This is a genomic window from Streptomyces sp. NPDC002574, assembly GCF_042889545.1.
GTDB lineage: Bacteria > Actinomycetota > Actinomycetes > Streptomycetales > Streptomycetaceae > Actinacidiphila.
Genome location: NZ_JBIARB010000009.1, coordinates 438,653 through 450,729 on the forward strand (window position 1 = coordinate 438,653; position 12,077 = coordinate 450,729).

Sequence of the window (12,077 nt, forward strand, 5' to 3'; positions counted from 1 at the left end):
GTGTACGTCGCGGACAGCCGCGGCGCCGCCGGCAACGAGGCCCGGGACGCGACGCGTCCCGGGCCTCGGGTCGCGGCCGCCGTCGCCCCCACGGTCCTCGTCCTGGGCACGGTCAGCCTCATCACCGACGTCTCGTCGGAGATGGTCACCGCCGTCCTGCCGCTCTACCTGGTCGCCGGGCTCGGCCTCTCACCGCTCGGCTTCGGCCTGCTCGACGGCGTCTACAACGGCTTCAGCGCGCTGGTGCGGCTGGTCGGCGGCCACCTCGCCGACCGCGGCGGCGGCCGCCACAAGGCCGTCGCCGCCTTCGGCTACGGCCTGTCGGCGGTGTGCAAGCCGGCCCTGCTGCTGGTCCACAGTCTGCCGCTGATCGGCGCGGTCCTGGCCGTCGACCGCACGGGCAAGGGCCTGCGCACGGCGCCGCGCGACGCGCTGATCTCGCTCTCCTCCGCGCCCGAGACGCGCGGGCGGGCCTTCGGCGTGCACCGCGCCATGGACACCGCAGGGGCGCTGCTCGGCCCGCTGGCCGCCTTCCTCATCCTGCGGCAGGCGGCCGAGGGCTACGACGCCGTCTTCACCGTCAGCTTCTGCGTGGCGGCGCTGGGCGTGCTCGTACTGCTGCTCTTCGTCCCGGGCGGCCGGGGGCGTGCGGCGGGCGACCCGGCGGTGCCCGCGACCCCCGCGGCACAGCCCTCGCTGCGCGCGTCGGTGGCACTGCTGCGGCGCCCGGACGTGCGCCGCCTGACGATCTGCGCCACCCTGCTCGGGCTGTCGACGGTCAGCGACTCCTTCGTCTACCTGCTGCTCCAGCACCGCCTCGGGGTACCCGACCGGTGGTTCGCCCTGATGCCGCTGGGCACCGCGGCCGCCTTCCTGCTGCTCGCCATCCCGCTGGGGCGGCTCGCCGACCGCCTGGGGCGCTGGCGGATGTTCCTCGGCGGGCACGTGGCGCTGCTCGGCGCGTACGCCCTGCTGCTCGCGCACGGGCCCGCCTACCTCGTCCTGCTGCTGCACGGCGCCTTCTACGCCGCCACGGACGGCGTCCTGATGGCGGCCGCCTCCACCGCGGTGCCCGCCGAGCTGCGCGGCGCCGGGCTCGCCCTCATCCAGACCGGGCAGGCCGCCGCCCGTTTCGCCGCGTCCCTGGCCTTCGGCGCCGCCTGGACGGCCTGGGGCGACCGTACGGCCCTGACCACCGCCACCGCGGCGCTGGCGGTCTGCGCGGCCTGCGCGGTGTGGCTGCGCCCGGCACGACCGACACCACCGGGACCAGCCTCCTGACCCCCGCAGAAAGGCCGCGCATGGACACCGCACCGCTCAGCCCCCGGAACCGCCTGCTCGTGCTGCTGGCCGCCGTGGCGGTCCTCGCCGCCGTCGCCGCGGCGGCGGTGCTGCACGCCGCGGACCGGGCCGCCGAGAAAGACCGCCCCCAGGCGGGCGGCCCGGCCGTCACCGAGGGCAACGTCTCCCTCGCGCCGGACGCGCCCCGCATGGTCTTCCGGAACATGGCCTGGGGCCCGCACCGCGACGAGCTGGCGACCGTCCCCGCCGACCGCCCCACCGGCGCCCGCACCGCCTCCGGCGTCAAGTGCCTGCGCTTCTACGCGGCCGCCGGCACCGGCATCTGCCTGCAGTCCGTGCACGGCACCGTCCAGGACACCTACCGGGCGGTCGTGCTCGACGCGCACCTGGAGGAGCTCCGCCACTACCCGCTGGCGGGTATCCCGACCCGGGCCCGGGTCTCCCCCAGTGGCCGCATGGTCGCCTGGACGGTCTTCGTCGGCGGCGACTCGTACGCCGGCACCAACTTCTCCACCCGCACCTCAGTCCTCGACACACGCACCTGGGACCTGCGGGCGAACCTCGAGGACTTCACGATCACCAAGGACGGCAGGCCCTACCGCGCGTCCGACGTCAATTTCTGGGGCGTGACCTTCGCCGACGACGGTCACTTCTACGCCACCCTGGGCACCGCGGGCCGCACCTACCTCGTGCGCGGCGACATCGCCGCGCGTTCCGTACGCACCCTGCGCAGCAACGTCGAATGCCCCTCGCTGTCCCCCGACGGCACCCGCCTGGTCTTCAAGAAGCGCGTCGCGGGCCTGTCCCCCGACGCCCCGTGGCGGCTGTACGTACTGGACCTCGCCACGATGCGGGAGCGGCCGCTCGCCGAGGACCGCAGCGTCGACGACCAGGTCGTCTGGCGGGACGACCGCACGATCGTCTACGCCCTCGCGGGCGACTTCGGCGCCGACCTGTGGACGGTGCCGGCCGACGGCACCGGGAAGGCGCGCCGGATGGCCACGGCCGCGCTGGCACCGGCCTACCTCGGGCAGTGACCGGCGGGCACGACCCGGCTCAGGCGGCCGCCACCCGCACGGGGAGGTCCGCCCAGCGGGTGACGCCGTCGCAGTCGGTGCGCATGCCGTAGCGGGCCGACAGCGCCTTCACGATGCCGAGCCCCCGGCCGTGCTCGTCCGGATCGATCTCGCCGGGCGGCCCGCAGGGGTTGGCCGGGCCGGAGTCGGTCACCTCGATGTGCAGGGCGCTCAGGCCCTCCAGCGCGATCCACGACACCCGCAGGGTCGCGGGCCCCAGGGCGTGCACGATCGCGTTGGTGGTCAGCTCGGAGATCACCAGGAGCACGTCCTCGGCCAGCTCAGGGCAGAGGTTCCAGTCGGCCAGGACCGCGCGGACCCGCCGGCGTACGACGGACAGGGCGCCGGGGATGTGGGACAGCGGGGCGACGTGCACGTCCTCACGCTGCGGCATCGTGTTCGGCTCCGCCGTCATGTGTCCTCCCTCCGAGGAGCCCTGCCGGGCGGGCACCCGGACGTCGAGGGAACGCTATTGACAGACCGGGCGAAGGGCAATGAAACCGGGTCGGCATTACCGAACGCCGCATACGGCCCGCCGGAGGGGTCCGGAGCGCGTCCGCTGCCGACCGGTAACAGCCGGGCTACGATCGATACATGGCCGGCCCGCTCCAGTCCATCGAACGGGCGGCGGCGATCCTGCGCCTGCTGGCCGGGGGCTCCCGCCGGCTGGGTCTCGGCGAGGTGGCGGCCTCGCTGGGTCTGGCGAAGGGCACCGCCCACGGAATTCTGCGCACCCTCCAGCACGTCGACTTCGTCGAACAGGACCCGTCGACCGGGAAGTACCAGCTCGGTGCCGCCCTCCTGCACCTGGGCAGCAGCTACCTGGACGTCAACGACCTGCGCTCGCGCTCCATCAACTGGGCCGACGCCCTGGCCGCGCGGAGCGGCGAGACGGTACGGCTGGGCACGCCCCTGGAGGGGCAGGTGCTCATCGTCCACCACGTCTTCCGGCCCGACGACAGCCTGCAGACCCTCGACGTGGGGGCGCTGCTGCCGCTGCACGCCTCCGCCCTGGGCAAGGTGCTGCTGGCGTTCGGGGCCAGCCATGTGGAGGCGGCGGTCGCCGCCGGTCTGGAGGCGTACACCCGGCACACCGTGACCGACCCGGAGGAGCTGGTCCGCGCCCTCGCCGAGGTCCGCGAGCAGGGCTGGGGCGCGGAGGTGCAGGAGATGTCGATGGGCGAGTCGGGCGTCGCCGCGCCCATCCGCGGCCACGGCGGACTGGTCGTGGGCGCGATCGGCGTCGCCGGGCCCGTCGAGCGGATCTGCGACTCCAAGGGCCGGCCGCACCCGGCCATGGTCACCCTGCTCCGGGAGGCGGCACGGGCGATCTCCAGAGACCTGGGCGCGGCCCGTTGGTAGCAGGTCCCGCAGCTGGCCCCGAACGCATCGGAAGGCAGGCCCCCGACATGGTTGAACGGTATGTGTTGTCCATCGACCAGGGCACCACCTCCACCCGATGCATCCTGTTCGACCACCGCGGGCGCCTGGTGGCGGTCGCGCAGCGTGAGCACCAGCAGCACTTCCCGAGGCCGGGGTGGGTGGAGCACGACGCCCTGGAGATCTGGCGCAACCTCCAGCGCATCGTGCCGCAGGCCCTGTCCGAGGCGGGCATCACCCCCGAGGAGGTCGCCGCCATCGGGATCGCGAACCAGCGGGAGACCACCGTGCTGTGGGACCGCGCCACGGGTGTCCCGCTGGGGCGGGCCATCGTCTGGCAGGACACCCGCACCGCTCCCCTGGTCGACGAGCTGTCGCGGGAGCCCGGCTCGGAGTTCTTCATGGAGCGGTGCGGCCTGCCGCCCTCCACCTACTTCTCCGCCCCCCGCCTGCGCTGGACCTTCGAGAACTCCCCGGGGCTGCGGGAACGCGCCGCGGACGGCGACGTGCTCTTCGGCACCATGGAGACCTGGCTGCTGTGGAACCTCACCGGCGGGCCCGACGGCGGTCTGCACATCACCGACGTCACCAACGCCAGCCGCACCATGCTGATGAGCATCCGTTCGCTGGCCTGGGACGACGAGCTGCTGGACTTCTTCGGCGTCCCCCGCGCCATGCTCCCCGAGATCCGCGCCTCGGCCGAGGTCTACGGGGAGGCCAAGGTCGTCCTCCCCGGAGTCCGTCTCGCCGCCGCCCTCGGCGACCAGCAGGCCGCGCTGTTCGGCCAGACCTGCTTCTCCCCCGGCGAGGCGAAGTGCACCTACGGCACCGGCAGCTTCCTGCTGCTCAACACCGGCGACCGCCTCGTGCGCTCGACGCACGGGCTGATCACCACCATCGCGTACAAGATCGACGGGCAGCCCGCGGTCTACGCCCTGGAGGGCCCGATCGCCGTCACCGGCTCCCTCGTCCAGTGGTTCCGCGACCGGCTCGGCCTGATCAGCAGCGCCCCGGAGATCGAGACCCTGGCGCGCACGGTCGAGGACAACGGCGGCTGCTACATCGTCCCCGCCTTCTCCGGGCTGTTCGCCCCGCACTGGCGCAGCGACGCCCGCGGCGTCATCGTCGGACTCACCTCGTACATCACCAAGGGCCACCTGGCCCGCGCCGTCCTGGAGGCCACGGGCTGGCAGACCCGCGAGGTCGTCGACGCGATGAACGCCGACTCCTCGATCGCCCTGAAGGAGCTCAAGGTCGACGGCGGCATGACCGCCGACAACCTCCTCATGCAGTTCCTCGCCGACGTGCTCGACGTCCCCGTCGTCCGCCCCATGGTCGCCGAGACCGTCTCCCTCGGCGCCGCCTACGCCGCCGGCCTCGCCGCCGGCTACTGGCCGGACCTGAAGGTCCTGCGCCGCAACTGGCACCGCGCCGCGCAGTGGCTGCCCGCGATGGAGCCCGCACGGCGCGAGACCGAGTACGACAGCTGGAAGCGCGCCGTCGAACGCTCCGTCGGCTGGATCCAGCCCCCCCGGGCCTCGTGAGGCCCGGGCCGGACCCTACGGATCTTCCGGGCGGGTGGGAGCCCAGCCGTGCCCATCTGTGCCCGCGGTGTGCTCGTGCCGGGCAGAATGGCCGGGTCCATTCACCAGCCTGGGGGGCCGATGTGACGCTGTTCCTGATCGAGACCGACTCGCGGTGGGCTCAGCACTCCGGTGACGAGGGGCATCACGGCGCCCCGGAATGGGGCCCGGAGGACCTGGAGCGCGCCGCGGTGTTCCTGGCCGAACTCCCCGCACAGACCCTGCGGGTGTTCCAGTACCTGCTCCGCAATCCCGGGCGGAGCATCCACTGCACGCAGTTGGTGGACGAGGTCATGGGCGGGGCGAACGAGGGCAATCCCGCGCACCGGGTGGCAGGCGTGCTGTCCGGGATGAGCAAGGCACACGGCAACAGTGGGCGGCGGCTTCCGTTCTCCTGGTGGGAGGCCCCCGAGGGCGGCACGGGCGCGACGTACGCGGTCCGCCCTTCGGTCGCGGCCGTGTTTCTGGCCGCCCAGCTGGGCGGTTGACTCCGCCGGCCGGATTTCGCAGCGGGAGATCTTGGTCGCCTCGTCGGCTGCTACCGTGACCGCCGGGATCGGAGTGCGGGGGGACGCCCCCCGGGGTTGGTCGGGGGGACCTTCTGTGCGGAGTCTGGTGCGTGGTGTTGTCCTCGTGGCCGTCGCGGCGGCCGTGGCGGTGTCCGCCGGGTGCGGGAGCCGTCCGGGGGCGGCGAAAGCCGTCGACGACAGGCCGTTGAGCAAGGGCGAGTTGACGAAGGCCCTGCTCCGTGACTCGGATGTGCCGGGTCTCAGTGCCGACATCGGGCCGGGGATGCCGCTGTTCGACCCGGACGATGTGGTGACCGCGTCGCCGGCCAGGTGCCAGCCGCTGGCCGACATGATGAGCGTGCGTCCCCGCCATGCGCGCAAAGCGCTGGTGTGGGAGGCGCTGGACGGCGTGCGCGGCGCCGGTGGGAAAACGGCGGGGAGCGTGGCGCTGAGCAGCCACACGGAGGCCGAGGCGCGGGCCTGGCTGGCGGACCTCAAGGAGGCGGTGCCCCGGTGCGGCAGCTTCAGGGCCGCGTCCGCCTCCGGCTGGGAGTACGGCTTCACCGTCAAGGGCGTCGCACCCGTCGGGGTCGGCGACGAGGCGGTGTCCTACCTGATCACGAACGCGTCCGCGCCCGACGGCAAGGGCAACGTGGAGTCCGTCGTCCGCACCGGCGGCACGTTGTCGCAGTTCCTGCTGCCGCAGGGTGAGGGCGATCCGGTGGCCGTACCCGAGGCCGTCGCACGCCGCCAGCACGAGCGCCTGCTGAACGTTCGAGGGTGACGCGTCCGCCCGCTTCAGGTGCGCGCCGTCAGGGCCCGTAGATAACGCCGCCGGAAGAATCGCTGCGCCAGGAGCAGCGCCGGGAACAGGAGCCGCCACGGACCCTGCGGAGCGGCACGGGTCAGGGAGCGGATCGTCAGCGAGACTGCCCCGTCAGGGGAGCGGTGGACCACGAAGGCCTCCTCGCCGCAGACAGGGTGCCCGGGCAGCGTCCCGTAGGCGAAGCCGCACCGGTCCGGCGTGTCCACCACCGCCACGACCCGCACGGGCTCATGCACGACGAAGGGGCCGAAACCCGCGGTGATGCGGTACTCGGCCCCCACGGCGACCCGCTCCCCGGCACCGTCGCAGCCCGTGACGGTGAAGCCGCTTCGCCGCTTGACGCCCCAGCGCAGCACGGCGTGCGCCGCGGCGCGCCAGTCCGCGTCCCCGTGTCCGATGACGACGGTGCGGGAGAAGGGGCGCAAGCCCGTCGCCCAGGCCGACCATCGCTCCTCCGTAGGGCGCGTCGCTCCGACGGAACCGTAGGTGAGCGCACCGGCCGGGGAGCCGCTGGTACCGCGGTGGGCCATGGGACTCCTGCCGAACGTGGTCGCGACACCATGGCCTCCCCCGGGCCGCATCAGCACGGTACCGGGCCGGCGGCGTCATCGACGGGAGCAGCCTGACCTGGGCGCCGACGATCGTCGGCCGTGGCAACGTCCAGTCCGTCACGGCAGGCCCCCTGGTCGCGCCCGGCGACGGCAGCGGCCTCAAGGACGCCCGGACGCTGGCCACCGGCGTCGGCCCCGGCACCGCGGACCTCGGGGCCGGACTCGCCCTGGACGCACCGACCTCCACGCCGCCCGGCACGTACACGGCGGTCCTGACGCTGACCGTCATCTGATCCGCTCCGCCGTTGCCCTCCCGCCCGGCTACGGTCGGGAGGGAAGGCAACCGGGTGCCGGACGACGCGGTCGCGTTGAAGGGGGATGAGGCTGTGGCACAGGGAGACGAACTGGTCAGAGCCCTTCTGACAGCGATCGCCACCCTGGAGGATCTCGTCCGGGCCGAACACGACGCGCACATGGCGTTGAGCACGTTGGAAGGCATCGCCTCCGAGCTCGGCACGATGGATGCCGGAGAGCGCCGGCGCTTCCTCGACGCGCTGGAGCACGTGGCCGCGCAGTAAGCGGAGCTGGCCTCCTGGATCCGGGGCCTGCCCGACGCGCTCGGCCTGCTGGACTAGGGCGCTCCCCCGCCCTCGACCCGGTGGCCAGGGCGCGCCAAGGTCGCCCGAGGGGAGCGGGAGAGCGTCCGATGAGTTCCGGCGGCCGGCCCGGTCTATCCGTACGTACGCCATCGAGCCACCGACTGGAGACCCACCATGCCGCATCCCGCACATCCCGGCCGCATGCTGTTCGTGAACATCCCGGTAGCGGACCTCGAGCTCAGCAAGGCGTTCTTCGCCAAGCTCGGGTTCGGCTTCAACCCGGCGTTCACCGACGAGACCGCCGCCTGCATGCTGGTCGGCGAGCACGCCTTCGTCATGCTGCTCACCCGTGAGAAGTTCGCGGAGTTCGCGAAACTGCCGATGGCCGACCCCACCACGCACACGCTGGCGTTGTACTGCTTCAGCGTGTCGTCCCGCGACGAGGTCGACGCGGTCAGCGCCGCCGCACTCGCGGCGGGCGGCTCCGAGGCGGATGACGCCGAGGACCACGGCTTCATGTACTCACGCAGCTTCTACGACCTCGACGGCCACGGCTGGCAGGTCATGTGGATGGACCCGGCAGCGGCGGAGCAGGGCCCCGAGGCGTTCGTGGCCTCCGCCCAGGAGGCCGACACCCTGGGCTGACCCACCGCCGCGCAAGGCCGCCCGCCACGGGTTGCACGAGGCTGCGTCAGACGGCCCGGGGCGCACAGCCTGCTCCAGGCCGACAGCTTCGCGCCGCCGGCCCGGATCGGACGTCGCGGGCACCCCGGGGCGAGGCGGTGACCCGGCTCCGGGCCTGAGCTGCAAGCGGGGCCCGATGCGTGCCCACAGGGCCTGAGCACGTACGCCGGCCATGCCGTCGCGGGTCCCGGGACACAGCGGCGGACAGGGTCCCTCTGCCTGTTCGGTGGAGGTACTCCTCGACGCTGTATCAACGGAGGTCGACAAGCTCTTCGGGCCTGCGATCCGTCGGGTCGGCAAGGCCGCAAATCCCGCCTGAGCGCTCAGCCTTCCACTCCGCGGAGCCTCGCTGCTCGCACGGCGGACAACAGGACGTACCTGTCAGTGGAGCCAGATCCCGCCCGCGGCATCGTCGAACTCGTCCACTTCGATTGCCAGCCCGCCGGCCGCCGTCCTCCCATCCGGCGCCTCAGGGTCGTCCATAGCGAGCCCGAATCGGCCGGGATCCTCCCCCACTGCCTCGGCGAGCTCCGGAAGACGCGTGGCCTCGCTTGGGGTGAGAGGTCGCAGCCTCTCTTCGTTCTCTTCGTTCACGGGTCAGCGACTGATGCAGTCTTGACAGCGTCTAAAGTCCCAGCCCGCCCATAACAGACAACTCCTGCCTGGTGAACTCTCCCGTCAACATCGGCATCGCCTTGCCGATGGCAGCCTTTGCCTCCGGCAGCTCCAGCGAAGCATCGTGATGCTCCTTGCTCTGCCAGACCTCGGTCACCCAGATCGTCACGTCATCGTCGTCGGACACACTCACAACGTAGAGCCGGCATCCCGCCTCGCGGAGACCGTCCACACCACTCAACAAAATGGAGACGACTTCCTCGCGGGAACCGGGCTGGGTCTTCATCGAGGCGACGTAGCCGTAGGTCATCGTGACTCCCTCTCCCAGGGACGGGCCGGTGCTTGCCTGGACCAGGACCCTGCCATCGGCGGTCTGGAGACGCAAGAGAGACAGGGACTGGACGTCACAGCCCGAACACCCTCTCCGCGGCTGCCGTCCCTGCCGCCAAAAGATCGCCGGATTCAGGTGATTGAGCGGTACTCCTCCCGCACCTGCTTCTTGTTGCGGAGGAGGTGAATCAGGGCCCTGTGGCCTGCGATCAGCCCGTCAATGGTTGTCACCCCTCGCTGCCGCCGAGCGCTCTTGGACGGCCAGGGACGGGCCGCAATCGTGGTCGCTTTGCTGGGTGACGCTCGCTTGTGGCGTCCGGCTGGGATCAACGGCCCTCGATTCCCCCAGAGGGCGACCGGGTCAGGGAGTCTGCGTGGTCCAGACCGTCTTGCCGTCGCGGGAGTAGCGGACGCCCCAGTTGTCTGCGAGTTGGGCGATGATGAACAAGCCGCGCCCGCCTTCGTCGATGGTCTTCGCGTGGCGCAGGCGCGGCGCGAGGGGGTTGCCGTCGTGGACCTCGCAGGTGAGGGTGCGGTCCTTGATGAGCCGCAGCCGCAGAGGCGGGGTGCCGTAGCGGACGGCGTTGGTGACCAGTTCGCTGACGATCATTTCGGTGGCGTAGGCGGTTTCCTCATCCACTTCCCAATGGGCGAGCCGGTGTCGTGTGTGGGCGCGTGCTGTCGCGACGCCCTTGGGGTCGCGGTCGAGATGCCACGTGGCGACCCCATCGGCGGGGAACGCGTGGGTACGGGCGAGGAGGAGGACGACGTCGCCCTGGCCGGTTTCGTCCCGCAGCCGGTAGAGCAGGTCGTCGCACAGATCCTGCAGCGGCCGCTCAGGGTGGGCCAGCACTTGGTGGAGTGTGTCCGGGGACGGGGAGATGCGCAGGAGGGGGGCCGTGTAAAAGGCGAGGACGCTGCCGTCGGGGACGGGGATCGTGGTGGCGGCGAAGGGGGGTCCCTCGGCCGTGCCCAGGGGAGGTCCGCTGGGCAGATGAAGGGTCTCGGCTCTCCCGTCGGGATGGGCGATGACGGGTGGGGGGTGGCCGGCGAGGGCGATGGTGCAGGTCCGGGCCAGCGGGTCGTGGACCGCGTACGCGCAGCTTGCCCTGAGCGGCATGCAGTCGCCGGGCGGTAGAGCTGCGCGTTCCTGGGCCAGGCTTGTGTAGGTGTCGTTGAGGCGTGCGAGGAGCTCGTCGGGCTCCAGGTCGAGTGCGGCCAGGGAGTGGATGGCGATCCCCAGCTGTCCCATGGTGGTGGCCGCGTAGATGCCTTGCCCGGCGACGTCGCCGACCACCAACGCGGTGCGGGCGCCGGACAGGGCGAAGGTGTCGAACCCGCCGCCCCCGCCCACCTCGGAGGGCACGTGAAGGTGGGCGGTTTCCACGGTGCTCTGCGACGCCGGGCAGGGAGGCAGCAGATGACGCTGGATCGTCAACGCGATGGTGTGTTCGCGGGTGTAGTGGCGGGCGTTGTCGACGCACAGCGCAGTGTGAGCGGCCACCGCAGCGGCGACTGTGACGTCGCCCGGCTCGTAGACGTTCGCCTGGTCGGTGCGGTAAAGGCTCAGCAGCCCCAGCACGGTTCCGCGCAGCGTCAGGGGCACGGTGATGAGGCTGCGGGCACCGGATACGCGGATCGCCTGCCCGCGCTGCGGGTCAGCCGCCAGCCAGGGCGTCTCGGGGCCCAGGGCGACGAGGCGGGGCTTGAGGTCGGCCAGCGTCTGAACGTACGGCGTCGGGAACGGCAGAGCGCGCACGTCACCCACCGGATGCGCCTGGATCTGCTCCTCACCGCCACTGCGGCTGAACGCGACCCGGCGCAGGGGCACCTCCCGGGGCAGAGGGCTCGGCGGAGGGTTTTCGCCACGTATCACGGCGTCGACCACTTCCACGACGGCGATGTCGGCGAGGTGGGGCACCATCTCCTGCGCCAGCTCCTCACAGGTGGCGACCACGTCGAGGGTCTGCCCCACGTGCTCGCGCACCGAGCGGAGGACGTGCAGGCGGGCGCGAACCTTTTCGCGCTCGGTGACGTCGAGCATCTCCGCCAGTACCCCCCAAATCCTCCCCTGCGAGTCCTCCAGGCGGGACGCGGAGACGGAGAACAGGTACTCCGTCCTCGGCGCGCCTTTCGGACGCAACCCCACCAACTGCTCCCGGGCGGGCACGCCGCTCTCCAGCACGCCGTACAGCATCGCCTCGACCTCACCGGGTGCGGAAAGGTCATATACGTCGGCGACGTGTCGGCCGACGATCGGTTCAGGGGGCGTTTCGTGCAGAGCCGGCCTGGTGACGTTGAGCCGCAGGATTCGCAGTTCCGTGTCCAAGATCAGCAGGCCCGTGGGGGACTGGTGGAACAAGGTCTCCAATACGGCAGCGTCCTCGGCGGGCGAGATGGCTTCGTTCGCCACGGCGGTCCACCTCCACTATCCAGCCTGCGCCTGGCGTCCACGCGCCGCTCCCTCGCTTCGCGGGAGGTGTCGGAGGTCGGGGGAGATCGGGAGACATATGCGGTTCTGGGCGGCCGCCCTGCCCAGACTTCCCCCCGCAGCCACGGCCTCTACGCTACGAGGGGATGATCACCGTCGGCTGCTGCGGTCACGTTGCCGCGCCCGCCCAG

At 72.0% G+C, this 12,077-nt stretch carries 13 protein-coding genes; 8 read left to right on the forward strand and 5 right to left on the reverse strand.

Annotated elements, in window-relative coordinates; translation table 11 throughout:
• Complete coding sequence (locus ACFYXS_RS24505; RefSeq protein WP_389251608.1) at window positions 1–1,281, forward strand: MFS transporter; 1,281 nt, start codon at window positions 1–3, stop codon at window positions 1,279–1,281.
• Between the two features lie 20 nt (window positions 1,282–1,301).
• On the forward strand, window positions 1,302–2,339 hold the full coding sequence (locus tag ACFYXS_RS24510) for a TolB family protein (protein WP_389251610.1): 1,038 nt from the start codon (window positions 1,302–1,304) through the stop codon (window positions 2,337–2,339).
• 19 nt (window positions 2,340–2,358) lie between these two features.
• Here ACFYXS_RS24510 and ACFYXS_RS24515 read toward each other — a convergent pair whose 3' ends face one another.
• The gene (locus ACFYXS_RS24515; RefSeq protein WP_389251612.1) at window positions 2,359–2,793 is read right to left on the reverse strand and encodes an ATP-binding protein; all 435 of its coding nucleotides are present in this window, start codon (window positions 2,791–2,793) and stop codon (window positions 2,359–2,361) included.
• Window positions 2,794–2,972: 179 nt separating this feature from the next.
• Between ACFYXS_RS24515 and ACFYXS_RS24520 the strand changes: the two genes are divergently transcribed.
• From ACFYXS_RS24520 to ACFYXS_RS24535, 4 genes are all read left to right on the forward strand, one after another.
• A complete protein-coding gene (locus ACFYXS_RS24520; RefSeq protein ID WP_389251615.1) occupies window positions 2,973–3,740 on the forward strand; it encodes an IclR family transcriptional regulator in 768 nt (255 codons plus the stop codon).
• Between the two features lie 47 nt (window positions 3,741–3,787).
• On the forward strand, window positions 3,788–5,302 hold the full coding sequence (glpK, locus tag ACFYXS_RS24525) for a glycerol kinase GlpK (RefSeq protein ID WP_389251618.1): 1,515 nt from the start codon (window positions 3,788–3,790) through the stop codon (window positions 5,300–5,302).
• A 122-nt stretch (window positions 5,303–5,424) separates the two neighbouring features.
• Window positions 5,425–5,829, forward strand: a complete 405-nt coding sequence (locus ACFYXS_RS24530; protein WP_389251620.1) for a DUF6416 domain-containing protein — start codon at window positions 5,425–5,427, stop codon at window positions 5,827–5,829.
• 127 nt (window positions 5,830–5,956) lie between these two features.
• Window positions 5,957–6,634 (forward strand): hypothetical protein, encoded by a 678-nt coding sequence (locus ACFYXS_RS24535; RefSeq protein WP_389251624.1) that lies wholly within the window; start codon window positions 5,957–5,959, stop codon window positions 6,632–6,634.
• Between the two features lie 14 nt (window positions 6,635–6,648).
• On the opposite strand, the gene ACFYXS_RS24540 is transcribed toward ACFYXS_RS24535, so the two are convergent.
• Entirely contained in the window at window positions 6,649–7,206 is a 558-nt protein-coding gene (locus ACFYXS_RS24540; RefSeq protein WP_389251626.1) for a DUF1990 family protein, read from the reverse strand.
• Between the two features lie 368 nt (window positions 7,207–7,574).
• Between ACFYXS_RS24540 and ACFYXS_RS24545 the strand changes: the two genes are divergently transcribed.
• Both ACFYXS_RS24545 and ACFYXS_RS24550 read left to right on the forward strand, forming a co-directional pair.
• A complete protein-coding gene (locus tag ACFYXS_RS24545; RefSeq protein ID WP_389251628.1) occupies window positions 7,575–7,805 on the forward strand; it encodes a hypothetical protein in 231 nt (76 codons plus the stop codon).
• Between the two features lie 195 nt (window positions 7,806–8,000).
• Entirely contained in the window at window positions 8,001–8,471 is a 471-nt protein-coding gene (locus ACFYXS_RS24550) for a VOC family protein (RefSeq protein WP_389251630.1), read from the forward strand.
• A gap of 420 nt (window positions 8,472–8,891) precedes the next feature.
• Here ACFYXS_RS24550 and ACFYXS_RS24555 read toward each other — a convergent pair whose 3' ends face one another.
• The 3 genes from ACFYXS_RS24555 to ACFYXS_RS24565 form a co-directional block, all read right to left on the reverse strand.
• On the reverse strand, window positions 8,892–9,104 hold the full coding sequence (locus ACFYXS_RS24555; RefSeq protein ID WP_389251632.1) for a hypothetical protein: 213 nt from the start codon (window positions 9,102–9,104) through the stop codon (window positions 8,892–8,894).
• A gap of 31 nt (window positions 9,105–9,135) precedes the next feature.
• A complete protein-coding gene (locus ACFYXS_RS24560; RefSeq protein WP_389251634.1) occupies window positions 9,136–9,435 on the reverse strand; it encodes a putative quinol monooxygenase in 300 nt (99 codons plus the stop codon).
• Window positions 9,436–9,816: 381 nt separating this feature from the next.
• Window positions 9,817–11,868 (reverse strand): SpoIIE family protein phosphatase, encoded by a 2,052-nt coding sequence (locus ACFYXS_RS24565; protein ID WP_389251636.1) that lies wholly within the window; start codon window positions 11,866–11,868, stop codon window positions 9,817–9,819.
• Window positions 11,869–12,077 lie beyond the last annotated feature (209 nt).